The organism is Paraburkholderia sp. BR14312, from assembly GCF_040948675.1.
Classification (GTDB): domain Bacteria; phylum Pseudomonadota; class Gammaproteobacteria; order Burkholderiales; family Burkholderiaceae; genus Paraburkholderia; species Paraburkholderia nodosa_A.
In genome coordinates this window covers 71809-96569 of the sequence record NZ_JBFPKI010000019.1, presented here as the reverse complement: position 1 = coordinate 96569, position 24761 = coordinate 71809, and the positions used below count along the sequence as shown (strand labels likewise).

Below are 24761 nucleotides of genomic sequence, written 5' to 3'. Positions count from 1 at the left end.
CGCATCCGTTGTCATTGCTCGCCAGACCGCCACGCGGCGACGTGACCTGCCCGAGGAAAAGCCCTTTGTCGGACGTGCCGTCGCCGAAGTTCGGCGCTGGCGATTAAGCGCCCGTTCGCAGCGGCCCACCGGAAAGTGACGAACCGGCCCAAGTCGATATGCCCCCTGTTTAACGCCCACCTGCCGTAAATGTATGAGCGGGGAAGCGGCTCCCGAAGAACCCGGCTAAGGATCTGCTAAGTCTGAGTGTTCAGACTGCAGGTCTGTCACCCGATTTCCGAGGAGCCACCGTATGACCTACACGTCCGATCGACCGGCGACACGCTGGCTCAACAAGGTGCCCGCGATCACTTTCGCGTTCTGGATCATCAAGATCATGTCGACCACGGTCGGCGAGACTGGTGCCGACTTTCTCGCGGTCAACGCGGGATGGGGACAAGGCGCAACGCGCGCGCTGATGACGTCGCTGCTTGCGATCGCGCTCATTCTGCAGATGCGCACGCGCAGGTACACACCATGGATCTACTGGCTTACGGTCGTGCTCGTGAGCGTCGTCGGCACGCAGATTACCGATTTGCTCACCGACGGCCTCGGTGTCAGCCTCTACATCAGCACGGGCGTATTCGCCATTGTGCTCGCGGCATTCTTCGCGATCTGGTATCGCGTCGAGGGCACCCTGGCGATCGACGCGATCGACACGGCGCGTCGCGAAGGGTTCTACTGGGCCGCGATCCTCTGCACGTTCGCGCTCGGCACGGCCGCCGGGGATCTCGCGACCGAAGCGCTGGGTCGGCTTCTCGCTCGGCGCGATGTCGTTCGGCATCCTGCTGGCTGCGGTCTACACAGCATGGCGAATCGGCGCGAACGCGGTTCTCACGTTCTGGATCGCGTACATCCTGACGCGACCATTCGGGGCCTCGCTCGGCGACCTGCTCGCGCAGTCGCGCAGCTACGGCGGGTTCGGCATGGGGGCCGCTTCGACGAGCCTGCTGTTCCTCACCGTGATCGTCGTGCTCGTCGCCGTCGCGCAGATCGGCGCGAGTAGCCGCGCGCGCGTCGAGAGCGCCGAGTGACCGTCACGTTTCTTTCAACATCGAATCGAGGATTTTTCATGCGTTATCCCACCACGCTTTCGCGTCTGCTCGTTGCCGTTTCCGTGTGCGCTGCGCTCGGCCTCGCGGCCGGTTGCTCCAAACAGGTCGGCAGCGCCGCCGCATCGACCACGGCGTCCGCCGCTGCGCAGGGCGGTTCGCCTGCGAGCGCGTCGAAGCTCGGCGACCTCTCCCAGTTCCGCAGGATTGCGGCCGACGTGTCCGCTGTCGTTGCCAGGGGCGACCTGCCTGGCGGCAAGGCACGCATCAAGGATCTCGAGGTCGCGTGGGACGAGGCCGAAGCTGGCCTGAAGCCACGTGCGGCCGACGACTGGCACGTGCTCGACAAGGCGATCGACCGCGCGCTCGAAGCACTGCGCACCGACCACCCGAAGCAGAGCGACTGCACGGCAGCGATCACCGACCTCCTGCACACGTTCGACAGGCTCGCCGGCAAGGTCTCGTGACGCGCATGCGGAAGTCGCCGGCGCTGATTCCGGCTATCGCCCGTGGAGTGGAGTATGCGAATACTGCTTGTCGAAGACGACCCGATGATTGGCGAAGCTGTCCAGGCTGCGCTGAAGGACGCCTCGTACGCGGCAGATCGCGTCACGGACGGCGCGCTCGCGCTGACCGCGTTCGCCGCGCAGCGCTATGACCTGATCCTGCTCGACCTCGGCCTGCCCGCCCGGGACGGCCTCGATATGCTGGCCGGCATCCGCGCGAACGGCAGCGCGGTGCCGGTCATCATCATCACCGCGCGCGACGGCCTCGACGACCGCCTGCGCGGGCTCGACGGCGGCGCCGACGATTACATCCTCAAACCGTTTGAAATGGCCGAACTGCTCGCGCGGATTCGCGTGGCGATCCGGCGTCAGGTCGGCTCGGCGGCACCCCGTGCTGAGCAACGGCATCGTGTCGCTTGACCCGGCGACACGCGAAGTCGCGGTCGGCGAGTGCACGCCGATACAGTTGTCGAACCGCGAGTTTTCGTTGCTACGCGCGCTGCTCGTACGGCCCGGCGCGATCCTGTCGCGAAGCGAGCTCGAGGACCGCATCTACGGCTGGGGCGAGGAAGTCGAAAGCAACGCAGTCGAAGTCCTGATCCACTCGCTGCGCCGCAAGCTCGGCAGCAGTGTGATCAAGAACGTCAGAGGTGTCGGATGGATGGTGTCAAGAAACGGCTGAAAGAATCGATCCAGTTCCGTCTGTCAGTCGCGCTCTCGGTTGCGATCCTGGTCGTCGCGACCGCGGCGGCGGCCTTTTCGTTCTCGTCGGCGTACGTCGAGGCACATGAATTCCAGGACGACGTGCTGCGTCAGATTGCGACGCTGCTCGATCGCCAGAGCGCGCCGATGCCTGCTTCGCCGACCGGCAGTGCCATACACACGCCGGAGAGCGACGAAGCGCCGCGCGTGATCGTCGAACCGCTGAAACGCGACGGGGCGCCGCTTGCTGCCGGCGACTGGCGACTCGCCGGTGCAGCGACGCTGCCGGACGGTTTCCATACGCTCGATGCGGACGGACGGGCGGTGCGCGTGCTGATTCACACGCTCGCGAACGGCGAGCGTATCGCAGTCGCCCAGGATGCGGGCGTGCGGGATGACACCGCGCGCGAAGGCGCAGGGCGGACAGCGATGCCCCTAATCATCCTGCTGCCGATTCTGCTGCTGGTCGTCGCCGATCTCGTACGCAAGATGCTGCGGCCGGTCGCGTCGCTGTCGGCCGAAATCGACGCGCGCAGCGAGCACGACCTGCAGCCAGTCGAGACCGGTCAACTGCCGGTCGAGGTGCGGCCGTTCGTCGTGGCAATCAACCGGATGCTCGGACGTGTGGCGCAGTCTGTCGATGCGCAGCGCCGCTTCGTCGCCGACGCAGCGCACGAGCTTCGCTCACCACTCACGGCGATGTCGCTGCAGGCGGAGCGGCTCAGCGAGACGGATCTACCGGTTGACGCACGCGCGCGCCTGACCACGCTGCGTGGCGGCCTGGAGCGCAGCCGCAAGCTGATCGAGCAGTTGCTCGCACTCGCACGGATACAGGCGAAGACAGCGCGGCCCATGGAACCGGTGTCGGTCCACGCGACCTGGCGGCGTGTGCTCGAAGACCTGATGCCACTTGCTGAAGCGAGGCATATTGATATCGGCGTCGAAGATGGGCCGGATGTGCGAGTGAGCGTCGACAGCATCGAGCTGACGACACTGATCAAGAATCTCGTCGACAACGCGATTCGCTACACGCCAGACGGCGGACGGGTCAATCTGGCCGTCCGGGAGACAGGAACTCAGGCGCTGTTGACCGTTACCGACAACGGCCCGGGCATCGCGCCGCACGAGCGTGCTCGTGTGTTCGATCCGTTTTATCGCATTCCGGGTAACGAGCAGATCGGCTCAGGGCTCGGACTGGCAATCGTCCGGACGATTGCCGACCGGATGGGTGCCGAAGTGAGTCTGGCGCCCACCGACACGCATACGCAACGCGGCTTGCGCGTGTCGGTGCGGATTCCACCGCACTCTCGCTGATCTCGCTGCGAGCGCACATCTTCCAGTATCCATCAGTCCGTACCCGGGGTGTCGTCAAGTTTCGGAAGTTCAAATTGACCCGGGCGGCGAGCGCTGATGGTCGCAAAGCCACGGACTTGATGAGCGGCCAATCAGCGATCTGACGTCCTCGAACAGGGAGCCGGGAAGTAACTGTGTTATGGATGAAGCCCGGTATGGGTGCCTTGGGTCGGCACACACGGCACGTTACCGGGAAACGCCGGCCGGGCGGAACACCCCGGTCCGCGGCCGCCGGATTCTCTCCGCGCCGCGGCCGCCGGATTCTCTCCGCGCCGCGGAGAGAATTCACGGCCACCACCACCGGTCACTCCGCAAGCGCGCCATCCTGATCAGAAAAGGCCGCCCTGCCGCGTGTCCCGCACCGGGGACAGCGACGCCCGGGCGCGCCGAGCCGCCGCACGTTCGCGACCGGTTTCGCCTTCACCGCTCAGGAAGCCCGTCTCGCTGACGGCATCAAGCCAACGGTTACATACGATCCCGACACGTCAGGAGGTACACTACTCCCGCAGTTACGTCACTTGCTGAAGACGGGTTTTTGCACCGTCTGCCTATGTTGGGGGGTTGGGCGCTGCAAGACCGTTAGTCGCATTTATCGGCTGGACGACCATCGCGGTTGGCAGCAGACGGATTTGACAGTTGGCCAGGTAATGTTGAAAAAGGCGCATTCGGTAATGGGCGCCCCGCAGCCGTCAACCATTGCGCACGGCCGCAACGATATTCACAACGGTCGGCAAGCTGTGACGCCCCCCAGCATGGCCGCTACCCAGGCGTCGTGGTCGGCGTCGCGCTGGTGATGGCGCGTGAGTCGCCGGCAAGAAGCGGAGCATCCATCAGAAAGATGAGCGGCTGACGGGGCACCGTGAATCGTTCAGACTGGCCTGGTCTGCGAAACACCGGCGAGATGCAGGATCTTTGCTGCGACCCTGCGGAAAAACGCGTCGTCCCGTTCCTTCTGGGCAGCATCATCAGCGACGCGATGCTCGATCAGAATGCCGCGGCGCTTCATGATTTCCTGAGTACGCAACTTGCGCTCGAGGTAGTCAGGATCGTCGGCGCCCATCGTCTCGATGACGATACGGTGCAGCCGTGCCGCAACGCCAACCGCTGCCACCGATCGGAACGTCAGTTCAAAGTCGGGGCGGCACCACTGGCTCGGCGCGTCGGTCCGCCTCACCTCCCGGTCAAAGAGCGGTTTCCAGAGCGTCACGTCAACGCCGTGCTTTTTGACCCACGCCATGACGTCGAACAGCAATTTCAGCGTGACTCGCTCATACCGGCTGTCCAGAGGTACGGGGCGCGCAAACGAATACGCATGCTGCGCGAACGCTTCCCGAACGCGCGCGTTGCCGTCGCGATCGCGGTCTACCACGCCGAGCACCCAGTAAGGGGGCTGCGTCAGTCGCTGATCGCGGCCTCCGGCGCGGATACCCTTTTCCGGGCGAAGAATGCACTCGCCCATGCTCGTTTTCTTGATTGCAGCGCCTGCGCGAAGCTCGTCGGCGACGAACAGCAGTAGCGCACTGCGTGCCTTCTTTTTCGGCCATACCAGGGCGTCGACCTCTGTCATCTTCTCGTTGAGATGTGTCCATGGCTTGAAATAGAGTATCTGCGAGAGTGATAGCTGCGGGCTCAGCGCCTGATCTGCTGCATATGCCTCGAGCCGCTCCCACGTTCTGGACTTGTCATTTAACGCGTCGACGTGCAGCCGTGCGAACCCGGCGTCGTCAAGAAGCGTGTGCAGGATGCGTCCGAGCCGCGGCAGGCGGCGCCCCCTTTCGCCAACGCCGCCCCCTGATCCCGTCGAGCCGCCCGGTCGTGCCGCGCCTTCATTCAGATCATCCAGGTAGTCAAGCGCGTCGCCCACTGGTCTGAGCGGATTGTGCTGGCCAGGGCGCGCGCAATCATCGTCCGGCTCAACGTCTTCCGGCTCCGGTGTCTGCCGGAACGACGCCAGGGCGCAGTGGTGCTCGCCGTATTGATGCATGCGCACGAAATGACGCGGGCCGTCTTCACGCATCCGAGCGGTCAACCGCGGCCGGCCACCGGGTGCTCTGACGCAGTCGCACTCGAGCCACAGACGCACATGTCGTCCGTCGTGCATCTCTTCGAGCACGGCTTCCACGAGTCTGACGTCCTCAGGCCGCACTTGCTGTCCGTCGCCGCAGAACCGCCGCACAGCTGCAGCTTCTTCAGCACTCAGATGTCGCCTCACCGTCCCGGGGTGATCCCGCTCGACAAGTTCCATGTTGCGCTCAGTGTGAGAGTCGGACGAGCATTGCGAGGCTGTGCACGCGCAGGAGCGAAGCCTTGTAGTCCAGAAACCCGCCATGCATCTGGCGGGCGAACGGTGGGATGGATACAGCTGCGCGTGTAGCCGTGTCTGATACAAGCGGTGCCAATGGTTCGGGGCGCGAACGACAGCCGTTGAAGGCGGACGATGCGTGATGACTGACTGCTCATGCGCACAAGACCGTCTTCGGCAAGAGTGCAAAGCATGTCGTTGATCTGCACCATCGACGTATCGAATCGCCTGGCCAGCTCGCCCGCAAGGTACTCGCGGCTCGACTCCATGATCTCAAGCATTCTTGCAGAATTGAGTTTCATCGGACTCCCCAGGAACAATGCTGAGAATATACTGCCGTCGCCAGGGTCCCGTCGCCGCCCGCGCATGAAAAGCTTGAAGTGCACAGCTGGGAGCACGCCAATTTCGTGCTCACGGACATCGCGCACGCCGACGCCTTTGCGAAGATGCGCATGCAATTCCTTTGGTGAAAAACTCCTGGTGCGCCCAGACGCACGTGCCACCGGTCTGTCTGCAAAGCAGCGCCGAGCGCGCTCGTTGGCGGCGGCTGCCGGGTTCTCCAAGGGGTATCCCCTTGGAGCACGCTATATGTAGACGGAAATGCGTCAGCATTTCCGTCTACATATACGTCGTGCCTCGCCCCGCAGCCAAGCGCCGGTCGATAGATCACGCATGGATCATAATGAATCGACGCTCAATCATTTCTGGACGGCCTGCGGATCATGAAAGATCGCATACCTAACAGATAGGATGCACCTTTCGATCATTCGCGGCATACTGTGTCCGTTCCCCCTGACGTGAGCGCTCAAAATGGACGCCCTGATTGCGGTACAACGCGCGCAACGCCTCGACACCCTCGCGGCTTCGTCCGATGGCCGGTCCAAGACCGCCCAGCTTCGCGACGTGTTCGAGAGCGTTGAACGTGCCATTCGCTCGGGCGTCCGGTACGCCGCGATCATCCAGGAACTCGCCGCAACCGGACCCGTCTTCACCTATCAGACCTTTGCTCTGACACTCAAAAGAATCCGGCGCGAACGGGGCATCGTGTCCCGCCTCACGCGCGCGTCACAGGCGGAAACTGGCCCGGCAGTCAGTCGCGCTCCCGCAGACGTGCCAAGGCAGGCGGCTAACCCGGTAGCAGCCGAACGCGGTGTGCCCGACAGTGAAACTGGCGTGGCCCCGGCTGTGGCGGCCGCGCGCCCCGCGGTGCGTGAGCGGCGCCCGATTGCGCCTGTCGGTGCAAAGCTGCCCGACGACTGGCTCACCGCAGAACTGACGCTTGAGCAGAAACACCTGTTGACGCACGAACAACGCATAGCACGCGCAGATGCCAAGGTCAAACAGTACTGGCCCAACCCGTTCGACCCGGTGCCCCCCGAAAAAGACCAACCGGCATGAGCGCCGGTAATTTGACCCTGCATTCGCACGTGCAATGAAAAACCGCCCGGACTTCCATCCGGACGGCTTCGTGTGGACTACTCGAATGCGCGCGACGCGCGCTCAGTACGGCGCGTCTTCCTCCTCGCCAGGCGAGGCCTGCGCTTCGGACACTCCGTCCGCTTCGGCTGCAGCGGCGTCGCCGTTTTCGTCGTATTCCTCCTCGTCATCCTCGTGGTAGCCGTACGTGACGCGCTCCGGTACCTCCCGGTTACGCAGCACTTCCGGCAGCCAGCCCGAGTCCGTCATGCGAAGTTCCGCCGTCGTCGCTGCAGCGTCCTTCTTCATGCCGCGCACTTCGCTTGCCGCCTGGGGCGATACGCTTTCGCCCACAACGGCAGCAATCCGGTCTTTCGCCACGTGTTCGAAATACCCCGAGCGCGTCGGCTTCCAGTAGCGCGAAAGATCCACCGCAAGCGTGTTCGAGATCTCGTTCACCGCGTGCGGGCGGTCTGCGCTGCTGATCCCGTCCACCGTCGCCGCCACGCAGAACGCGAAGAGATTCGACAGCACGTCCTCGCCCTGTTCCAGCAGCCATGGCAGCAGGTCTGCCGCGCGCCTGGGCAGCATGCGTGACCACTTCCCGCGTTCGCCTTCCAGTGCCTTCCAGGCCACGCTCTCGCCCATGTCGTCGGCATTCGATACCAGCGCCTCGCGCGTCGTGTGCACGTCGATCCTGACCGCGTAGTCCAAATACGCGCGCCCGTACACGTCATCGAAAACGACCGGAATCATGCGCTGCATCAGCACAGCAAGGGCTACGGTCGGTTGCTGCGCAAGCTCGATCTGGACGGCGGCGGTACGGTGCGCGGTCAATCGTTTGCACAGCTTCTCTCCGTGCAACGGACGCTCCTTCGGTGCGCGCGCCGCACCTGCGCTCACCGCGTGCGTTGCGCGTGCCTGCGCAGTCGGTGCCTCCTCGCGTCGCACCAGCCCCCGCTCAATACAGACTCGGCCCTCGTCATCGAGATAGACATATGCGCCTGCCTGCTTCATCTCTTCCGGGTCGAACGCCTCGAAGCGCTCCGCGTACTGGTCCACGGCAAACGTCGCCGCCGTGGCCTCAGCCTCCAGACGCTCGCCCCGTTCTTCGTCCGGCTCACCGTCCTCGTCGTTGTAAGCGTTTAGCGCGGCCTGAGCGGCGTCGGTCGTTGCGGTGAGCGCGGCCAGTTCGGCTTTCTCGTCCTTCGTCGGCTTGCGGGTGGTCGAGCCGATCCGGCCACAACGCAGGATCTCCATCGCCGGGTATTGCGTCCGTGCCTCGATCCATTGCCAGCCTTCCCTTCCGACCGCCTGGGATAGCTCGATCAGCCGTTCCGTTGCGAGCCGGTGCAACAGTTCGGCATCTTCCAGGTATCCCGCGTTTGCGTCGTCGCTGAACAGGTCGCGCCTCACGCGTCCGCCTGCCGCCTCGTAGGCGTCCAGGCCAACAAACCGCGCCAGGGCGCTTTCGCGTGCATCGATTGCCGCGAGCGTGATGGCCTTGCGCAACTCGTCCGGTCGGCGCTGCCAGCTATTGACGGCTTCGCCCCATACGCGTTCCTGCGTCGCGCGGTCATCAGCCAGGGCCAGCACCTTCGCCTGTTCGTAGTCGAGCCTGTCATTACGCAACAGGTCGAGCAGTGACGGCGAAAGGTTGGCGATTTTCAGCGCGCGGCGTACCGCAACATCCGGCACCGCGAACAGCGCTGCGATATGCGCCACGCTCTTTCCTTCCTCCGTCAGCAGCCGGAATGCCACGCACTCATCCGCCAGATGCATAGCCTCACGTTCGCGGTTTTCGATTAGCGACGCGGCGACGGCTTCGCCCTCGCTGACGATCAGGACAGGTACTTCGTAGTCTTTAGTAATCCGCCCCTGCTCAACCAAAAGGTCGAGTGCAGCCAGGCGGCGCTGGCCCGCGCATACGCCAAGTTTCGGCGGTTTCGCGCTGCCCTTCGTTTCATGTACTACCAGGTTCTGGATCAAGCCGTTTTTGGCGATGGTGGCGGCCATGGCGTCGATGCCGGTCGGCGCTTTCTTGCGCACGTTCAACTGCGAGAGCGTGAGCCGCGAAAGGGCGACGTATTCGATCCGCTGCGCGGCGTTTTCGGTTGCTTCAATCTTTCCCATGAAAGATTCTCCGGGTTTCGGCCTCGGCGGGATGCCTGGCCACCCCTCAATAATAGGACATAACAACCGTAATAATGATGAAATTAACTGCAAAATAAAAATTACCCATACTGAATTAAATTCGCGTCTTTTCTTGATATAAAGGACAAAACCGCCTATTGTAGAAACGTGGCCAGGCATCCTGCCGAGGCCGGAAACGGAGGCAACCCGTGAGTACTACTGATTGCAAGATCAGCTCTACTGTCATCCCCGGTAAACTGAAACTGAATGTCCTGCCGCGCTATCTGGGCCGCCATTACATCGCTGGCGAATCACTTGTCTATGACTGGGCAGCACGCCTGTGCAGCAGCTACGACCACGGCGAGTGGCATTACTTCACGCTGTCAAATGGTGGTTTCTACATGGCTCCGGCCAACATGGGCCGCGTGCATGTGCGCTGGCATATGAACGGCTACAGCGACATGATGGGCGCGGATGCCTTCGGCATTACCGTCACCCTCTTCGCCCTCTGTCACCTCGCGGAAAAGACCCTTGATGACACGATCATCGAGCGTTACCACCAGTTGCGTGAGTTCGCCACGCAGCACGTGGAAGCGGCCAACATCCTGCGCGCCATCGACTAACAGACCGGCCCCGGGCCGGGTTAGCTCCTTCATTGGGGAATCAAATGAACAAGCTTGCAACCCGTTTTAGCGGAAATGCCATCGCACTGCGTTCGCAGCATCCTTTGACAAATGACCAGATTGCAGAAGTCGCGCCTTCCATTCTTGCCCACACCGCGCACGAAAGCCGCTCGGCGCGCTACAGCTACATTCCGACAGTCGATGTACTCGACGCCCTGCGCAAGGAAGGGTTTCAGCCTTTCATGGTCTGCCAGACCCGTGTGCGCAATGAGGACATGCGCGATTTCACCAAGCACATGATCCGCCTGCGCCACGCCGACCAGATCGGCGGTCGCGAAGCCAACGAGGTTATCCTGGTCAACTCGCACAATGGCGCATCGAGCTACCAGATGATCGCCGGAATGATTCGCTGGGCCTGCCAGAACGGCATCGTATGCGGCAACGTAACGAACGATATCCGCATCCCGCACAAGGGTGATGTGATTGGCGAGGTCATCGAAGGCGCATTCAAGGTGGTGAAAAGCTTTGATGAGACGGCAGAGCAACGCGAAGGGATGGCGGCAACGGTGCTCGATGAGGGCGAACAGGTCGCCTTCGCCCGCGCAGCGCTCGCGTTGCGCTACGACGAGGGCGCGCCTGTGCCAGTGACGGAACGGCAGATTCTTGCGCCGCGTCGTGTCGAGGATCAGGGCTCCGATATCTGGACCACCTTCAACCGTGTGCAGGAAAACATGATTCGCGGTGGGCTGCGCGGTCGGAACTCGAAGGGCAAGGCGACCACGACCCGAGCGGTCGCGGGCATCGATCAAAACATCCGTCTGAATCGTGCCTTGTGGGTGCTGGCTGACGAACTGCGCCGCCTGCGTGGCTAACCGGACCGCCCCCGCCTCCCGGTCGGGGCGCACCCATAAGGGGAATTCACATGGATCCGCTCAATACCCGTCCTACGTGGCTGTCCGCCCTGCTGCCGCTCCTGGCTGTCTGGCAGTACGGAGACCGTGGCATCGTTCGCGGCGAACTGTACCGCATGGCCCTGTCCGCTGACGCGGCGGCACAATCCGCCGATGCGCTCCGGCGCATTGCCAGCATGCTCGATCACAACGGCAATCCGGTAGAGATGCGTCGCGAGGAGTTGCGCGCCATCGCCCGCGTGGCCCTGGCTGGTTTCGAGCGCGTGCCGCCCTGCGCACCTGTTGCCATGCTCATGGAGCACGACGGGAATCTGCATTAAACTTTGGCATCCTTAGTAATATTCAACGCCCGCGTAGAAGTCGCGCGGGCCTGTGAGGCAACCATGACTGCCGCCTTAACCATTGCTGAAATCGAACAGGCAATCAACTACTGGTGCGCACAGGAATCGCGTGGCCAGGGCGGCGCGCTGTGTGCGAAGGCGCGCCCCCTGGCTCACGTGTACGGCCTGATGATCTACGAGCGCGCCACGTCTGTAGCGGTGTCGCGACTAACGCCCGAACAGGTGGACGCCATCCGCACGGCGCTTGGAAACCAGCAACCGCCACCGCATTAGCTTCGCGATCTGTCGCGAAGCTAATCGGACGGCCGCGCGCTGGCGCCCCTCCCCTTGCATGCCAGGAGGTTGGATAATTGCGGGAGTGTCGCGCGCGCCGCGCGCCCGGATCGAGGCGCACGGGGTCCCCCATGGCCGCATCGTCGGACATGGGGAGAGCGCCGGCGCGCCGCGTCAGCGGCGGGACGATCCGGGTCAGCCCGGGCTGACCACCAACCGGGTCGTCAAGCGCCCACAGGGCGCGTGTATCCCCCGCGGCGTAAGCCGTGGGGGCTGGATAATTGCGGGAGTGTCGCGCGCGCCGCGCGCCCGGATCGAGGCGCACGGGATCCCCCATGGCCGCATCGTCGGACATGGGGAGAGCGCCGGCGCGCCGCGTCAGCGGCGGGACGATCCGGTATAGCCCAGGCAGACCACCAGCCGGGGTCGTCAAGCGCCCACAGGGCGCGTGTATCCCCCGCGGCGTAAGCCGTGGGGGCTGGATAATGACGGGAGCATCGCGCGCGCCGCGCGCCCGGATCGAGGCGCACGGGGTCCCCCATGGCCGCATCGTCGGACATGGGGAGAGCGCCGGCGCGCCGCGTCAGCGGCGGGACGATCCGGTATAGCCCAGGCAGACCACGGGCCGGGGCCGTCAAGCGACCGAAGGGAGCGTGTATCCCCCGCGGCGAAGCCGTGGGGGCTGATTCCATGGACCACAAATGACTACCAAGAATACTTACCTCATCATCCGCCGCGAATGCCTGCAACCCGGCATTTACTGGGCGAAGCCAACAGGTGCAGAAATTCAGGAGATTCTGCGGCAGTCTGGAATGACAGACCGTTCCGCGGCTGCATATCTTGGATTAAAGGACAAAACCGGGCGTCATATCCGACGCTGGACAAGCGCCGAGAATGACATTCCTTATTCTGCCTGGGCACTATTATGTTACGCCGCTGGATACGGGCTCATCTGGGAAATTGATCCTTCGAAGATGCGGACGACGCACGGATCAAACGACATGGAAGACAGCGGCACACCGTCGGACTGAATGGTCTGCGACGACGCTCAAAAAGAGGACCATCTGTATTTCGTGGGCCATTTCGACCAGTAACGCGCGTACTCTCCGGTTACCCTGCCTGCTAATGCCCCTGGTCGGTATGGCTCTGGCCGCTCTCATAGAGCTGCGGCACCAACCCTACGCAGGCGCCCACCTGACGACGGTTGCAGCTCGAGCGCGAGGCGCGACGCGCCTACGTCGCCTATCCCCTTCAGGCGCGCAAGGGCATTGCTTCGCTGGCGCGCGAGAGCCGGCACGTTCGCCTGGCGTGTCTTCTCCAGCGTCGCGAGTTGCTGCTCGGCCAGCGCCAGTCGTTGGCACTCGCGCAGCAGCCGCTCCCGCAACTCGGGCGGGAGCGGCGCACCGTCGTGGCACCGCACCTCGTCACGCGCGAGCCGGCCGGCGAACTGTTTGTGATCGACCTCATTCCAGCAGCCGAGCGTGACCAGCAGTTTGCGCATGCGGTCGCGATGCTGCAGTATTTCCTTCTGCAGTTCCCCTCGATCGCACATCAGATGGCGCGACGCCTCGTCCTGCGGCGACGGTACGTGACCGTATCAAGCAATTTATCGACGAAATGTATTCCACCGGCGTCAAGTCCAACCGACGCGTGCTAATCGAACTGGACAAGATCCGGAACATCGCGGTGGTAACGGCAAGCATCGGACGCTACACCGAGATCCGTCACTACCTGGACGGCCACGAAATCGTCACAGCGTGGCTCACGAAGGAAGAACGCATGCGTTGGATCGCCCGCATGCGCGCCGAAGGATTCACCGGCTGACGGATGGCGACTTTCTTCGGCGTCTGTGAAGGAACCATCTACAACGATCAGCGGTACCTGCGGGAAGAGAAGCCGAACTGGCTGATCAGCCTCGCCTCTGTCCAACGCCTTAGCTACTCGAACATTCGGGTTCAGCGTACGCGCTCCGCGGCTCGGCACGCCCACTGAACATCCCACAAGCTCCCTCCTCCGGGAGGGGGCTTATGCCACGCCTACTTTTTTGGTCTCCGACCACCGGAAGCAGAGTTAATTTTTTACGGGGTCCCCAAACGGCAGAGCTTTGATCCAGTCTATCGGCTCCTGTCACCAAGACGGGACCAACCCAAGCGAAGACCCCGCGGTGCGACTGATCGCCCACCAACTTGGCCATCTCTGCGGAACGTGGGAGATTTTTCACGACCTAGAGGTCCGCGCAAACCTCATCGCTCGCCGCGAGGAGAACAGTGCTGCACTGCAAATCCAACGCGCCGCCACCTGAGTGGACAAGAAATTCCATTTGTCCAGGTGGGATTTCCTGATCCAAATTCGAGGATTTTCCGCCACAGCCAAGTCCGGTGCGGCTTTCCCTGGGGTACGACCCAGGAAAGTTAACTTGCAAGGGCGTTGTTAACCCGCTACATTTCGCCTAAACGATTACGTCGCCGGATTTCGACGAATCTGGCTTTTTTCGATGACGGACGTGAAACGAGGTTACAGACATGGCAATTAAAGACCTCTCGCCCCCAAGAATCACGATTGGGGTGAACGAGCTCAACGCGATCGCCGATCGCGCCGAGGGCACGCTCGCTAAGCTCCGCGACGATCTGCTCGAACCGTGGCCGCGCAAGCAAGCGCCCACGGTGACGGGCGCTCGCCTCGCGAAGATCTGCAAGCTCGAACGGGCACAGATCAATTATCTCTGTACTCGCGGCCACAGAGAAGGCCTTCCTGTTGGGACGATGCGCGGACGCAATCGTGAGTTTACGCTCGCTGAAGCCCAACAGTTCGTGCGACTGGCTGGCCCCTACGAGCCGCGCCCCGAGGGCGCTAAGGGCATTGTCATCTCCGTCGGCAACTTCAAAGGTGGCGTCGGAAAGACGACGAACGCCGTTGCGCTCGCCCAGGGGTTAACCCTGCACGGACATAAGGTGCTGTTGATTGACCTCGATCCGCAGGCGTCGTCCACGACGCTCATGGGTTATGTCCCGACGCCGGAAGTCACCGAAGAGATGACGGTGATGCCGGTTGTCTACGGTGAAGCTGCCGATCTTATCGACGTCGCGATCCCCTCGTACTGGGACGGTCTGGACATCATCCCGTCGTCGTCTGCGCTGTTCGGTGCTGACTACTATCTGCCGAACAAGCAGGCTTCGGAACCGGACTACGAGTTCTGGAAGGTCTTGGACAGCGCGATGGATACGATCCGCGAGCGTTACGACGTGGTGGTGATTGATACGCCGCCGACGCTCTCGTATCTCGCGATCGGCTGTTTCATGGCGACGGACGGGATGGTGATCCCCCTGCCCCCGGAAACCCTCGACTACGCGTCGAGCACCCAGTTCTTCCGGCAGTTCGCCGAACTCTTCCGCTCGCTGTCCGATGGGCGGTCGGTGGAGAAGACCTTTGCATTCATCAAGGTCGTGCTCTCAAAAGTGAAGCCGGGTGTTTCGACCACCGATGTCGTGAAGTCTTGGATCCAGCAGACCTACGCGGAACTGCTTGCTCGCTCCGAGGTACTGGAGAGCGATCTGGTCAAGAACGCGACAGCCGAGTTCAAAACGATCTACGACCTCTCGAAGTACGACGGCTCGACCGCGACGTACAACCGGGCGCTCGAGTCGTTCGACGGCGTGATCGATGAGTTGGAAGCTGAACTGCAGCACGCGTGGCGTCTGCAGATTGCGGCTCAAGGTAGCGAGGTGGCAGATGTCGAGCAAACTTAAAGACCGGTTGATGGCGCGGACGGCGAATCTCGCCGACAAGGTTGCAGAGGGCGCCACGGAACGTACGCCAATCGCGGAACAGCGTCCGATGACGATGCCTGGTCAGCTTGGCGCTTTCCGTCTTGAGGCCCAACGCTACCAAAGGAAGATCGAGGAGCTGACCGCCGAGCTCGAAGCGGCGCGCAATACCGACGGCGCAGTTGAACTGCCGGTGGACAAGCTGCACGAGGTTCCGGGTCGCCGGCGGTTCAAGCCGCGCGAGAAGTACGTCGAGTTGCTTGAGAACGTTCGCCACAACGGACTCATCGAGCCGGTCGTTGTTCTCACGCGCCCCGACGGCGAGTGGGATATCTGGTCGGGCCACCATCGCGTGGACACGCACAGGGACCTCTCCCTACCCACGATTCGTTGTGTGTTGGGCACCGCCAAAGACGAGGTCGAAGCGACCGACGGCGCGTTCTTCGCGAACCTGATGCAGTCGGATCTGACCGACTACGAGAAATTCATCGGGCTCAAGCGCTTCCAGGAAGGTCACCCCGAGTTCACACAAACCGATGTTGCCGAGCGTTCCGGTCTCTCGAAGCAGGCCGTGAGTGATCTGTTCGCGTTCGGCCGGCTCCCCGATGAAGTGCTGGAGATCGTCGACACGAACAAGACGATCCTCGGAGCCGGAGCAGCAGCGGACTTGGCCAGCCTCGCAGAGGCAGGGAAAGCGGCTCGGGTGATCGAGGCAGTCAAGCAGTTGGCCGACAAAAAACTCGATCAGAAGCAGGCGCTGAAGTTTGCGCGGGCGGTTGACGCACCGACGAGGGCTCCCGCGGCAGCAGAGAAATTCAAGGTCAAAGCAGGGAAGGCGACTTGGTGCGACGTGCGCCGTGTGGGCAACGTCATGCGCATCGAGTTCAAGTCGGAAGAGCAGGCGAGTGCGGCTCAAGAGGCGATTCGCTTGCATCTCGAGCGGATGGCACAAGACAGCAGCCACCATCCAGAATGACTAAGTGATTGATTTTTAAGGAGTCGGCAATACCGACTAACCTCTAGGAGCGTTGACGTGAGCTAAGCACGACACATAAACAAAAGCCCTCGGCTGGAACCGAAGGCTTTTGACCAGCAGCTTGAGGACTGGGTCCTAAGCTACCTACCCGATATCTGGCGCCAACCAGTCATCGAGTTCTGTACATAACCGGGCAGGCTTTGTACAGCACCGAGTGTAGCCGATCCCCCTGGTCAGTCAAGCGTTTTCGAATCCATTCTTGAAAATGGACTGGCTATGGCTATCGCGCGCGTACTCGGTACGGCTGGCGAGGGACAAACACACCCTTCGCAAGCAGATCTCTCCACTGACAACGTCAACCTCCCTTGGGTCATCCTCCGGGCGACGCATCGGGCCGCTCGGCTCGACGGCGTCCCGGCGCGCGCACGCGCGGTTCTGGCCGCCCTCGCCCGCACCGTCGATGCCGACAAACCCTTCGGTGAGATCTTTGCTCGTCGCACGCTCCTGACCGAACGCGCAATGCAATCCGAGCGCACGTTTTATCGCAGCCTCACGGACCTGGAGACCGCTGGGCTGATCGACCGTCGACCGCAGCGCCGTTACGTCGAAGCGGGGCTGTTCGGACGCGCGTATCTGCATCTGACGGAAAAAGCTGCGGTGTTGCTCGGACTCGTGGACGCACCCGCCGCTGAAGCCGAAACACAGCCTACCGAAGCAACTGCCCAGTCCGAGAAAGAATTTAAGCAGCCGTATGACAGTGTGGCAGACGGTGCTAATACTAAGGATCTTATCCCTACGTCTTTTCAAAAGAGACAACCGGGGGAGTTTTCCACAAACAAGGCCGGACAACCGCCGCAAGACCTGCAGCGTTTGCGGTCGCTCGGCTTCACGGATTTCCTGATCTTCAAGCTCATGCGCCAAGCCCGTGAAGCTGGGAAACTGCTTTCCGAGGTCGTCGAGGTTTGCTGGGAACCGCTGCGCAAAGCAACGTACCCGATCAGCTACCTGCGAGCACTGCTCGCAAGCCCGACCGACTTCGGCCACCAACTGCGCGCCCGTTCCGCCGAACAAGCCGCTGTCCGAGATGCCGCCCAGGCGAAGCAAGGCGCTGCACGCGAACTCACGCAACTCGATGGCCAGACGTTCGAGGACGCTAGCGGCATGCAACGCTACGTCGTCAGCGAGGGTGGGGCATGTTTGACCGTCTATCGCTCAGGTGAGGACGTCGCCCGGCGCGTCGGCGGAGAATGGGCTGTAGAGTTCGTGGATTTGATTAAACGGGGCCATATCAAACGAATTGGCTTTGCTTCTCCGGCTCCGAGCGCTCAGGTCTCCGCAAAATCCGTCGAGTCGCCGCGGCAGCTCACGCGCGACGTGGCGACGCATCTCGCCGCTCTCAAAGCGCTCTGTGGCTCGCGCGTGAAACACGACTAAGATTTTTTACACATCGATCTAACCCTTGCCGGATAGGCGTTTCAGCGGATTCCATCGGCATTGTTTCACGGGATGTGTGTCGTTTTGGAGGTCACGACCCCACGCCCCCGTAAACGGGAACGTGCTGGAGGTAGCAAACAGCCGCCGAAGTGCGCTTCTGTAGTACGCATCACGTATTTCGTAATAAACGACACCAATAGATGATCAAAATCGACGAGAGCGCGGAGGGTCTGTGGCCAAAGACCGGACTTTGATACTGGAGGAAGTCCGCATACGGTTCGATCGAGCCTCGCGCAGCGACTACCGAGCAGTGGCCGATTGGGTTTCGCGGGCACCGGATCTTTTACCGACGACCGATTTCAAGCGCTCCACGGATCTCATCGCAGAAGCCTTCGCCACACGGCCAAGCCCAAACAACGTCGTGCGACTCGCAATCAATCAAAGCCCGCGCCGCTGGCACCAACCCCCGACATCACAACCATGGTTCTCAGCAGAGGAAGACACCTCGGTGCGAGAGCCAGAAGTCGCGACGGTGTTGCGCACTGGAGAGCGCAGCTTATTACTGAGTTTCGTTGAGTTACTCCGCGCACGCATCAGCGAGCCAGCCAACCTCTATTCGCAGAGTTACCCATCGTTCTGCCGACGCGCGAGGACGGCTCAGCAGTGATGACATGCACCATCGCATTGGACGACGACTCGTCGGATTGAACGCATAGCACTGGATTTTGAAAATGCGGTCTAACGTGGCTGAGGGACTGGCTGCGTCCGGCATTCTTTGACGACTCGATCTATGGAGCGATGCGTCACCGTTCCCGACTCACGCCTTGGAGGAATGACTTATCGAGCGTCCTCGCTCGGATCACGGCCTCGACTTTACTCTGATCGAGTTTCGCCTTTTCCAGCGCCTCGCTTAGCGCCTTTAATTTGGCCGTGTCAGCGGCGGGATCGGGTTTCTTCTTGCCGATGACCAGTCCCGTGATGTAGCCGACGGCTTTGCGAATCAGACTGAGCAAGAATTCAAGGGTTTTCGTGATACGCGCACCGATCGCATTGAAGATGTTCTCGGTGGCGATTCGCAAGTGCGCGGACTCGGTGCCGGCAGCATAGTACGCCTCCAACAAACGGTTGTGGCCCAACGGCGCGTAAGCCTCGGCGGCGGTCTGAAGCGTCAGGCGGACATCCGCATGCAAAAGAGACACGAGGCGATGAAGGTGTGCGAGATTATCGGAGAGTAGTTCCAGTGCCAAACAATCATTGGCGAGATCAAACGTGGGTTGCATGGTGTTACCAAAGGAGGCTTGGTGGAAGTGAAAGCATGTCGGCGCTTGCTGCTTTGGCCGAGTAGTACTCGGCACGCGTGAGCGCCCGCGCGGTCGGACTTCCAGGACGAGTCGTGGTTTTCGGTAGGACCTTCGAGCGCCCAATACCCCGAGTCGAGAAAGATGATCTTGGAGAAGCGGATGCCGCCGGGATGGGTGACCTCGGCGTACAGTTCCTTCTGCCGCTCCACCAGCTGGTTGCGAATGCGCTGCTGTCGGATCTTCGAACGGTCGTAGGTCGCGTCGAGATGACTGTCCGAAGCGATTATGATCAGACTCAGAAAACCCGCATAGAGCGAAAACGCGGGAAGCGTGCCGAGCAGTGCAACGCTCAGGGTCAGCGTGCCGAGCTTGAGGCCTTCGACCATCACAAAGCTCGGCAACGACCGGGTACTTATGCCCCACGACGACTTGTAGAGCTTGTCCAGCGAGGTCACGAGATAGCGCCCCGCGCCATGACGCGTCGCGTACTGTTCGGCGAGGAACTAGTAGCTGTTTTCGTCGTAGATGTCACTCCCCAGCTCCGAGCGGCTCTCGCGCACAACGTTCGACAAGAGGACGGCTTCGATGACCCGTTTATCAGCGAAGTTCTCCAACTCCTCGCAGCGAAGTCCTTGAGTTTGAGTGCTTCACGGGCCGCGAGCAGGATCACCGCACGATCCTTCTGTGTGTCAGCGGTGTCCAGTGCCCGCGCAATGCCAGCCAGCACCTGGTTGGTCGTAGCGGTGCGGGAGATGAACTCAAAATAGACAAACACGCGACCGATCTCGTGCAGCGTGATCGACGCGAGCTCTTCAGCGGAGAATCCGCGGTCCACCAATAGATCGACCGGCATGTAGATCGTCGGTTCGATCTCAGCGAATGCGCCCGACACCATACCGGTCGCGATAGTCACGGTACCCGCACCACGGGAGCCGGCGCCCTTGATGATCTTCAGGCCATCCTTCGACATGGTCCACTGGCGCCGCATTGCGTTGAGCATGGGGTGGTTGCGATCGACCTTGGGGAAGCTGACCGACGGACCCTCGAATCCAAGATCAAACGAGATCTTCAGTTTCGTGTGGGTCTCGACGATCTTCGAGAGCATCTGTTGTGGAGACTCTGGATCGGTCCCGTCCGCCCATCGTTTTGTACCCCATCTTGCGATGGTCGCGTACGCTCCGGTCAGGGCGTCAGACAAAAAAGGGTCTTGGAAGTCGTTATAATCCAGGCGAGCGTGGCGTGTCGAGCGCATTTTATTTTTCCTAACCGGGTCCTAAGACGAATAGAAAACCCACGCGTGGGCAATAGTTTGAAAGTCATATGATCGACCAACCCACACACAGGAACCGGCATGCAAAACGAAACGACGACAAAAGAGGTGCGTGGGTTGAGTGCAAATTCGTCGTGTAGCGATGGATGTGGCGACGCTCTTCATATTCTCTTATTCCTTGCTTTCTTTGGAAATGAATTAAGGAATACTAAATAAATGCGACTTCAACCCAGCGGAAACTTACTGCGATTGCGGCCGATCGATTCGTTATCTGTTTTGCGAAACTTAAACCGTGTCTCGTTGCAATGGATGCCTGCGGCGCCGCGCACTACTGGGCACGCGAACTCCGCGCTCTCGGACATGACGTGCGCCTGATTTCACCCCAATTGTCGCCCCGTACCGCAAGGGCGGCGCTCATGTAAAAAAACGACGCCCTCGATGCCGATGCGATCTGCGAAGCCGCAAGTAGCCCCTCCATGCGTTTCGTGCCGTTAAGGTCACGCGTGGGCTTTCACATGGGACGAGCTGGCTGAGTTCGGAAAATTTAGAATTGCTCGCACTCCTAATGGTTGCGCATTACGATCCGAGCCATGCACGCTCGGACAAAACGCGTCTATCAGTCGCTTACTATGCGCCGTGCATTGATCTAGTCGATTTGCCGCCCGCCACTCTGAACCAGACCGCAAGGAAACTTCTTGCCGACTGACTACCGAACGACTGTCATCAATGTTTCCGAGTGTAACCGAGATGGCATGCTCAGAGGGAGGTGCAGTATTTTCATACGAAATGTCGTGGCGTAACAGGACAAGTCACCGGATCAGGATATTCTGGACATGTCTACAACGATTGAAGATCGCCTTATCGTGCTTCTAAATAAGCAAGCACGGCTTGGGCAAACGGAAGGTGGCCTGCGGCGCGGAGCGCTCCGGCGAATCGTCGATTCGTTTACCGAATTGATTCAAATTCCGGAGCTAGGGCGAGGCCCTTTTGAGCGGCTGACTGAGTACACTGGAGTTTCCACGCAACGGTGGCGCAAGGTATTTCATCGACGCCAACGACCAACGCCGGATATGATCGAGGCACTGGCGCGCCTTCTCCCACACTATGCATTCTGGTTGGCGAGGGGAATTACGGATGCCACTAACGGCCATGTCACGCCGGAGAATGCGCAAACGTTCCCGGAGCGCCTGCATGTCGAGTCAGACGCTGCCAATCAACACTTCCGTCGCTCGCTTGTCCTGTTTCGTCGCTTGTTTCAGGAAGCGGGAGTCGATCCGCAAAGCGATCGCTCCCGCATGTATGCGGCAGAACGTACAAGACGTGAAAAACCTGCGGCCGACCTCTGCAAAAAGGGGGGCGGGCAGACCCGTCGCGCAGCATCCGGGCACTTAGAAGCCAGGGCAGCGGGACGTAGCACAGGTTCCCATAAAAAACTAGAGTATTTGGGCATCTTGAAGTTGTCACGGTGTTTCGGCGAAAGTGTCACTGCAGTGCCAGTTGATCGCTAGGCCGCCCGAGTGAAGCGAGAAATTCTGAAGAGGGGCGGATGAATAGCATTGTTGGCTCGCAGTTCCGACTTCCGCGCGAGCCAAACGACTGGCGGACTGAGCACGCGCGGTATGAGTCGCGTTCCAAAAACGCGCAATTAATTGTCGAGCGGCGGGAACGGCGTGCGGAGATGACAGAGAGCGGGGCCTGCACGCGGTATCGCAGGCGCCTGTGGATGCAATAAAGCGGGCAGCAGTGTTGAATCACGCAACCGGTTGAGATAGTCAGGAAATGAGGCTGATTGCCTTTCGCACGATCAGCGGATCTACCTCCCCAGTTTCTGAGGACGCTTGATAGACGAGTGCGAACAGCTTGGCCTTCTTCTCAACATCCACAGGAATACCTGTGGCAGAGATGCTGGCTTCGATGGTCGCAAACACCTTTTGTAGCAATTGCTCATCCACCGCTCCGTAGCGCGCAGCTCGTTTCCCGGTTAGCAAATAGGCGACATCCACGCCGTGCTCGATTAGCGTCATCAGATAGCCAGCATCCGGATAGCGCTGTTCTTTTTCGTAGGCAGATTGAGTCTTGCGGTTGATGCCAGTCCACTCGGCGATGTTTCCCTGAGTGAATCCGAGCCGATCACGCTCTTCGGCTAGGCGCGAACCAAACGTTAATGGCATTTAAATTGGTCTTTTGTGTTGTGTATGGGACAAAAATGTCCCATACTGGAAGAAATTCATCTCATCGGACCAGTATACGGGCCACCCATGGTACTGAAAACAGTGGAAGACGAACAATCTGGCAAGGAATTCCGGGCTTAGCGGCCCAGCTCGAAACGGAAAGACCACACGTAACTCAACGCTGCGGTCTTGCTAGATCTCAAGGACGGCGTTGTGACGTCTAAAGGAGATAGCTAACGGGCTGAGCGTACTAACGATTTTTGTGGGAGGTTTCATCAAATCAATAAGCATAACTAAGTTATATGCATTGCATTGAATGGTTTGCCAAATCGGTCAGTTTCCGCATTAGCAATAGCGAAAACGCGCTCATCTGGACCTGTTACACGAGGCTTTGATCAGAACCATATTATTCAACGGTGTATAACGTTAGCATTCCTGAATGATTAATGAGAGAGGTGGACGCTGTTGATGCTCAAATTGAGATCCTGCGCGCAGCGAGACACCGTGCGGCAGCTTCGTTTGCGCGCGTGGGGCGGGGTCGGAGGGATAGCCACATGGGCACGACGGGCTCGCAGCATGCAAGTGGGGACTGGCCACATCGGAGGGCATCGTAATGGGCAGGGTTTTCGGGTGGATCCGAAAGGGTGCGTGCGCACTGCTGTTGTTCGTGGGTGCAACATCGTTACTTGGCACAGCGTACTGGATGATGGAGCGGCACTCGTCGTTGGGCGAGCTCATGGCGGTGGCCATCGTGGGTCTGGGCTGGACCGCGATCGGCTGCGTGGCGTACAGACGCGGCTGGCCGCGTGACAACCGGGAGTGGTGAACCATGCGCGGCCTCTTTAGACATCCCCTTGCGAAACCCGTTGAAATGGGCCTGTTGCAGCTGGGCGTGCTCGCCGATTGGGGCTGCCGCGGTCTGGGACGGCTTCTCGAACACTACGTACGCTGGGGCGACCAGCGGATGCAGGGGCTGTCGCTATCGGCCATTGTTCCGGCCGCTCTCGACTCGGGCATGGGCGGTACGGCTGCAAAGCGGGTGACGCCCCAACTGCCTGCGGTCGCGGTTGCCGTCGCTGAAGGCGTCGCGCGTCGGCTCAGGCGCGACCGAGGCGCCACATGAAAGCCCGCCTCGTGTTTGGGCCCGCAACGGAGCGGTCATGATGCCAGTCGACTTCGCGATGCTCGCGCAGCAATGCGCCCCGGCCGTCTATCCGACCACCCTGCAGGCGCTCGTCAGAGCCGAATCCGGCTTCAATCCCTTCGCCATCGGCGTGGTCGGCGGCCACCTGGTGCGCCAACCGCGCAACCGCGACGAGGCGGTGGCGACCGTGCGCGCGCTTGAGGCGGCTGGCTGGAACTACAGCATGGGCCTGGCCCAGGTCAATCGCGCGAACCTGCGGATCTATGGCCTTACCCCTGAAACCGCGTTCGATCCGTGCGCGAACCTGCGCGCGGGCGGCGCCATCCTCGCCGAATGCTACACCCGCGCGGCCGCCGGCGGACGCGTGCCGCAGGATGCCGTGCGCGCGGCGCTTAGCTGTTACTACAGCGGCAATTTCACGCGCGGCTTCAAACCGGATGTGGGTGGCACGAGTTATGTCCAGCGCGTGGCTGCGAACGTCCCCGATAGCGAAGCCAGCGCTGCTGTCGTGTCGCCGATCGCTGTCGTACCGGAGGGCAAGGCACCCGTTGTGCATACAGCATCGCGCGCAGTAGTGCACCCGGCCCGTGTGCGGCGGGCCGATGACTCAGTGAGCACCGACACCGGGGCCGAGCACGCCCAACAGGTCAATCACCATCCAGCCTGGGACGCCCTGGGCGATTTTTGACGGAGCAGGCAGATGAAGAAGATTCTTCTCGAACCCTTGACCGGCCGTGCCGCGGCTTTGGTGCGTTTGCGTGGCAGGAATGCCGGGCGCATCGGCGCCGTGGTCATGGCGATGGCCGCCCGCGGAGCCCGGGCGGGCGGTGGCCTGGCAGCGGGCACGTCGGCGGCCAACACCTTCACGCTATGGTTTTACGGATTCTGTGGCGTGATGGCTGGTTCGTATCTGCTGTGGGTTGGGGTCCAGTGCTGGTCCAACAAGGCCGACTGGATTCATGACTTCGGCGGCGGCATCGCGAAGGTGGCCGGCGTGGGTTCGGCACTCGTGCTCGCCGGCTGGGCTTTCGGACTCTTCGCCTGAATCAC

At 61.2% G+C, this 24761-nt stretch carries 24 protein-coding genes and 4 pseudogenes; 20 read left to right on the top strand and 8 right to left on the bottom strand.

What is annotated here, in order from left to right; genetic code table 11:
* Window positions 1-292 precede the first annotated feature (292 nt).
* The 4 genes and pseudogenes from AB3X98_RS38135 (at window position 293) to AB3X98_RS38120 (ending at window position 3613) form a co-directional block, all read left to right on the top strand.
* Window positions 293-1073 (top strand): annotated as a pseudogene (locus AB3X98_RS38135) (hypothetical protein).
* Window positions 1074-1111: 38 nt separating this feature from the next.
* Window positions 1112-1558 carry a hypothetical protein gene (locus tag AB3X98_RS38130; protein ID WP_342922176.1) on the top strand — a complete coding sequence of 149 codons (447 nt, stop codon included), beginning with the start codon at window positions 1112-1114 and terminating at the stop codon, window positions 1556-1558.
* Window positions 1559-1612: 54 nt separating this feature from the next.
* A pseudogene (locus tag AB3X98_RS38125) lies at window positions 1613-2279 on the top strand (response regulator).
* Window positions 2255-3613, top strand: a complete 1359-nt coding sequence (locus AB3X98_RS38120) for a sensor histidine kinase (RefSeq protein WP_368605649.1) — start codon at window positions 2255-2257, stop codon at window positions 3611-3613. The pseudogene AB3X98_RS38125 and the gene AB3X98_RS38120 overlap by 25 nt, the downstream one beginning before the upstream one ends.
* A gap of 907 nt (window positions 3614-4520) precedes the next feature.
* On the opposite strand, the gene AB3X98_RS38115 is transcribed toward AB3X98_RS38120, so the two are convergent.
* Both AB3X98_RS38115 and AB3X98_RS38110 read right to left on the bottom strand, forming a co-directional pair.
* Window positions 4521-5897, bottom strand: a complete 1377-nt coding sequence (locus tag AB3X98_RS38115) for a hypothetical protein (RefSeq protein WP_069268395.1) — start codon at window positions 5895-5897, stop codon at window positions 4521-4523.
* Window positions 5861-6517 carry a hypothetical protein gene (locus AB3X98_RS38110; protein WP_368605648.1) on the bottom strand — a complete coding sequence of 219 codons (657 nt, stop codon included), beginning with the start codon at window positions 6515-6517 and terminating at the stop codon, window positions 5861-5863. Before AB3X98_RS38110 ends, AB3X98_RS38115 begins: the two co-directional genes overlap by 37 nt.
* Before the next feature lie 247 nt (window positions 6518-6764).
* Between AB3X98_RS38110 and AB3X98_RS38105 the strand changes: the two genes are divergently transcribed.
* The gene (locus AB3X98_RS38105; protein ID WP_368610409.1) at window positions 6765-7352 is read left to right on the top strand and encodes a hypothetical protein; all 588 of its coding nucleotides are present in this window, start codon (window positions 6765-6767) and stop codon (window positions 7350-7352) included.
* Between the two features lie 102 nt (window positions 7353-7454).
* Here the strand turns inward: AB3X98_RS38105 and AB3X98_RS38100 are convergent, their stop codons facing one another.
* Window positions 7455-9683, bottom strand: coding sequence for a ParB/RepB/Spo0J family partition protein (locus AB3X98_RS38100; protein ID WP_368605646.1), 2229 nt, complete (start codon window positions 9681-9683; stop codon window positions 7455-7457).
* Window positions 9684-9712: 29 nt separating this feature from the next.
* Between AB3X98_RS38100 and AB3X98_RS38095 the strand changes: the two genes are divergently transcribed.
* The 5 genes from AB3X98_RS38095 to AB3X98_RS38075 all read left to right on the top strand — a co-directional run bounded on the left by AB3X98_RS38095 (window position 9713) and on the right by AB3X98_RS38075 (window position 12682).
* Window positions 9713-10126 (top strand): antirestriction protein, encoded by a 414-nt coding sequence (locus tag AB3X98_RS38095; protein WP_368605645.1) that lies wholly within the window; start codon window positions 9713-9715, stop codon window positions 10124-10126.
* Window positions 10127-10170: 44 nt separating this feature from the next.
* A complete protein-coding gene (locus AB3X98_RS38090) occupies window positions 10171-10998 on the top strand; it encodes a DUF932 domain-containing protein (protein ID WP_368605644.1) in 828 nt (275 codons plus the stop codon).
* Window positions 10999-11048: 50 nt separating this feature from the next.
* On the top strand, window positions 11049-11357 hold the full coding sequence (locus AB3X98_RS38085; protein WP_254345480.1) for a hypothetical protein: 309 nt from the start codon (window positions 11049-11051) through the stop codon (window positions 11355-11357).
* A gap of 63 nt (window positions 11358-11420) precedes the next feature.
* Complete coding sequence (locus AB3X98_RS38080) at window positions 11421-11651, top strand: DUF3717 domain-containing protein (protein ID WP_368605643.1); 231 nt, start codon at window positions 11421-11423, stop codon at window positions 11649-11651.
* A gap of 701 nt (window positions 11652-12352) precedes the next feature.
* Window positions 12353-12682, top strand: coding sequence for an XRE family transcriptional regulator (locus tag AB3X98_RS38075; RefSeq protein WP_368605642.1), 330 nt, complete (start codon window positions 12353-12355; stop codon window positions 12680-12682).
* A 45-nt stretch (window positions 12683-12727) separates the two neighbouring features.
* Here the strand turns inward: AB3X98_RS38075 and AB3X98_RS38070 are convergent.
* Window positions 12728-13242, bottom strand: a pseudogene (locus AB3X98_RS38070) (transposase); the annotation flags it as partial.
* A gap of 26 nt (window positions 13243-13268) precedes the next feature.
* On the opposite strand from AB3X98_RS38070, the gene AB3X98_RS38065 reads away from it, so the two are divergent.
* The 4 genes from AB3X98_RS38065 to AB3X98_RS38050 all read left to right on the top strand — a co-directional run bounded on the left by AB3X98_RS38065 (window position 13269) and on the right by AB3X98_RS38050 (window position 17825).
* Window positions 13269-13475: a hypothetical protein gene (locus AB3X98_RS38065; RefSeq protein ID WP_368605641.1), complete on the top strand. Its 207-nt coding sequence runs from the start codon at window positions 13269-13271 to the stop codon at window positions 13473-13475.
* Between the two features lie 698 nt (window positions 13476-14173).
* Window positions 14174-15397: a ParA family protein gene (locus tag AB3X98_RS38060; protein WP_368605640.1), complete on the top strand. Its 1224-nt coding sequence runs from the start codon at window positions 14174-14176 to the stop codon at window positions 15395-15397.
* The gene (locus AB3X98_RS38055) at window positions 15381-16391 is read left to right on the top strand and encodes a ParB/RepB/Spo0J family partition protein (RefSeq protein ID WP_368605639.1); all 1011 of its coding nucleotides are present in this window, start codon (window positions 15381-15383) and stop codon (window positions 16389-16391) included. Before AB3X98_RS38060 ends, AB3X98_RS38055 begins: the two co-directional genes overlap by 17 nt.
* 276 nt (window positions 16392-16667) lie before the next feature.
* Window positions 16668-17825, top strand: coding sequence for a hypothetical protein (locus tag AB3X98_RS38050; RefSeq protein WP_368605638.1), 1158 nt, complete (start codon window positions 16668-16670; stop codon window positions 17823-17825).
* A gap of 803 nt (window positions 17826-18628) precedes the next feature.
* On the opposite strand, the gene AB3X98_RS38045 is transcribed toward AB3X98_RS38050, so the two are convergent.
* The 3 genes from AB3X98_RS38045 to AB3X98_RS38035 are packed head-to-tail and all read right to left on the bottom strand — an operon-like array spanning window position 18629 to window position 20378.
* On the bottom strand, window positions 18629-19024 hold the full coding sequence (locus tag AB3X98_RS38045; protein ID WP_368605637.1) for a hypothetical protein: 396 nt from the start codon (window positions 19022-19024) through the stop codon (window positions 18629-18631).
* On the bottom strand, window positions 18994-19581 hold the full coding sequence (locus tag AB3X98_RS38040; RefSeq protein ID WP_368605636.1) for a hypothetical protein: 588 nt from the start codon (window positions 19579-19581) through the stop codon (window positions 18994-18996). The genes AB3X98_RS38045 and AB3X98_RS38040 overlap by 31 nt, the downstream gene beginning before the upstream one ends.
* Entirely contained in the window at window positions 19578-20378 is an 801-nt protein-coding gene (locus tag AB3X98_RS38035; protein WP_368605635.1) for a hypothetical protein, read from the bottom strand. Before AB3X98_RS38035 ends, AB3X98_RS38040 begins: the two co-directional genes overlap by 4 nt.
* Before the next feature lie 293 nt (window positions 20379-20671).
* Between AB3X98_RS38035 and AB3X98_RS38030 the strand changes: the two are divergent.
* A pseudogene (locus AB3X98_RS38030) lies at window positions 20672-20896 on the top strand (IS110 family transposase); the annotation flags it as partial.
* Between the two features lie 333 nt (window positions 20897-21229).
* Entirely contained in the window at window positions 21230-21904 is a 675-nt protein-coding gene (locus AB3X98_RS38025) for a hypothetical protein (protein WP_368605634.1), read from the top strand.
* Window positions 21905-22168: 264 nt separating this feature from the next.
* Here AB3X98_RS38025 and AB3X98_RS38020 read toward each other — a convergent pair whose 3' ends face one another.
* A complete protein-coding gene (locus AB3X98_RS38020; RefSeq protein ID WP_368605633.1) occupies window positions 22169-22567 on the bottom strand; it encodes a helix-turn-helix domain-containing protein in 399 nt (132 codons plus the stop codon).
* A 613-nt stretch (window positions 22568-23180) separates the two neighbouring features.
* Here AB3X98_RS38020 and AB3X98_RS38015 point away from each other — a divergent pair.
* Genes AB3X98_RS38015 through AB3X98_RS38000 form a run of 4 tightly spaced genes read left to right on the top strand, consistent with a single transcriptional unit; the run spans window position 23181 to window position 24756 of the window.
* Window positions 23181-23393 carry a hypothetical protein gene (locus AB3X98_RS38015; RefSeq protein ID WP_368605632.1) on the top strand — a complete coding sequence of 71 codons (213 nt, stop codon included), beginning with the start codon at window positions 23181-23183 and terminating at the stop codon, window positions 23391-23393.
* A gap of 3 nt (window positions 23394-23396) precedes the next feature.
* Window positions 23397-23690 (top strand): hypothetical protein, encoded by a 294-nt coding sequence (locus AB3X98_RS38010; protein WP_368605631.1) that lies wholly within the window; start codon window positions 23397-23399, stop codon window positions 23688-23690.
* A 37-nt stretch (window positions 23691-23727) separates the two neighbouring features.
* On the top strand, window positions 23728-24399 hold the full coding sequence (locus AB3X98_RS38005) for a lytic transglycosylase domain-containing protein (RefSeq protein ID WP_368605630.1): 672 nt from the start codon (window positions 23728-23730) through the stop codon (window positions 24397-24399).
* A gap of 12 nt (window positions 24400-24411) precedes the next feature.
* Window positions 24412-24756 (top strand): hypothetical protein, encoded by a 345-nt coding sequence (locus AB3X98_RS38000; protein ID WP_368605629.1) that lies wholly within the window; start codon window positions 24412-24414, stop codon window positions 24754-24756.
* Window positions 24757-24761 lie beyond the last annotated feature (5 nt).

Bases quoted from the DNA above. Each gene is read 5' to 3' on its own strand.
- AB3X98_RS38130 (WP_342922176.1), top strand. From the start codon at position 1,112: ATGCGTTATCCCACCACGCTTTCGCGTCTGCTCGTTGCCGTTTCCGTG.
- AB3X98_RS38120 (WP_368605649.1), top strand. From the start codon at position 2,255: ATGGATGGTGTCAAGAAACGGCTGAAAGAATCGATCCAGTTCCGTCTG.
- AB3X98_RS38115 (WP_069268395.1), bottom strand. From the start codon at position 5,897: ATGGAACTTGTCGAGCGGGATCACCCCGGGACGGTGAGGCGACATCTG.
- AB3X98_RS38105 (WP_368610409.1), top strand. From the start codon at position 6,765: ATGGACGCCCTGATTGCGGTACAACGCGCGCAACGCCTCGACACCCTC.
- AB3X98_RS38100 (WP_368605646.1), bottom strand. From the start codon at position 9,683: ATGCCTGGCCACGTTTCTACAATAGGCGGTTTTGTCCTTTATATCAAG.
- AB3X98_RS38090 (WP_368605644.1), top strand. From the start codon at position 10,171: ATGAACAAGCTTGCAACCCGTTTTAGCGGAAATGCCATCGCACTGCGT.
- AB3X98_RS38085 (WP_254345480.1), top strand. From the start codon at position 11,049: ATGGATCCGCTCAATACCCGTCCTACGTGGCTGTCCGCCCTGCTGCCG.
- AB3X98_RS38080 (WP_368605643.1), top strand. From the start codon at position 11,421: ATGACTGCCGCCTTAACCATTGCTGAAATCGAACAGGCAATCAACTAC.
- AB3X98_RS38075 (WP_368605642.1), top strand. From the start codon at position 12,353: ATGACTACCAAGAATACTTACCTCATCATCCGCCGCGAATGCCTGCAA.
- AB3X98_RS38065 (WP_368605641.1), top strand. From the start codon at position 13,269: ATGTATTCCACCGGCGTCAAGTCCAACCGACGCGTGCTAATCGAACTG.
- AB3X98_RS38060 (WP_368605640.1), top strand. From the start codon at position 14,174: ATGGCAATTAAAGACCTCTCGCCCCCAAGAATCACGATTGGGGTGAAC.
- AB3X98_RS38055 (WP_368605639.1), top strand. From the start codon at position 15,381: ATGTCGAGCAAACTTAAAGACCGGTTGATGGCGCGGACGGCGAATCTC.
- AB3X98_RS38050 (WP_368605638.1), top strand. From the start codon at position 16,668: ATGGCTATCGCGCGCGTACTCGGTACGGCTGGCGAGGGACAAACACAC.
- AB3X98_RS38035 (WP_368605635.1), bottom strand. From the start codon at position 20,378: ATGCGCTCGACACGCCACGCTCGCCTGGATTATAACGACTTCCAAGAC.
- AB3X98_RS38025 (WP_368605634.1), top strand. From the start codon at position 21,230: ATGTCTACAACGATTGAAGATCGCCTTATCGTGCTTCTAAATAAGCAA.
- AB3X98_RS38020 (WP_368605633.1), bottom strand. From the start codon at position 22,567: ATGCCATTAACGTTTGGTTCGCGCCTAGCCGAAGAGCGTGATCGGCTC.
- AB3X98_RS38015 (WP_368605632.1), top strand. From the start codon at position 23,181: ATGGGCAGGGTTTTCGGGTGGATCCGAAAGGGTGCGTGCGCACTGCTG.
- AB3X98_RS38010 (WP_368605631.1), top strand. From the start codon at position 23,397: ATGCGCGGCCTCTTTAGACATCCCCTTGCGAAACCCGTTGAAATGGGC.
- AB3X98_RS38005 (WP_368605630.1), top strand. From the start codon at position 23,728: ATGATGCCAGTCGACTTCGCGATGCTCGCGCAGCAATGCGCCCCGGCC.
- AB3X98_RS38000 (WP_368605629.1), top strand. From the start codon at position 24,412: ATGAAGAAGATTCTTCTCGAACCCTTGACCGGCCGTGCCGCGGCTTTG.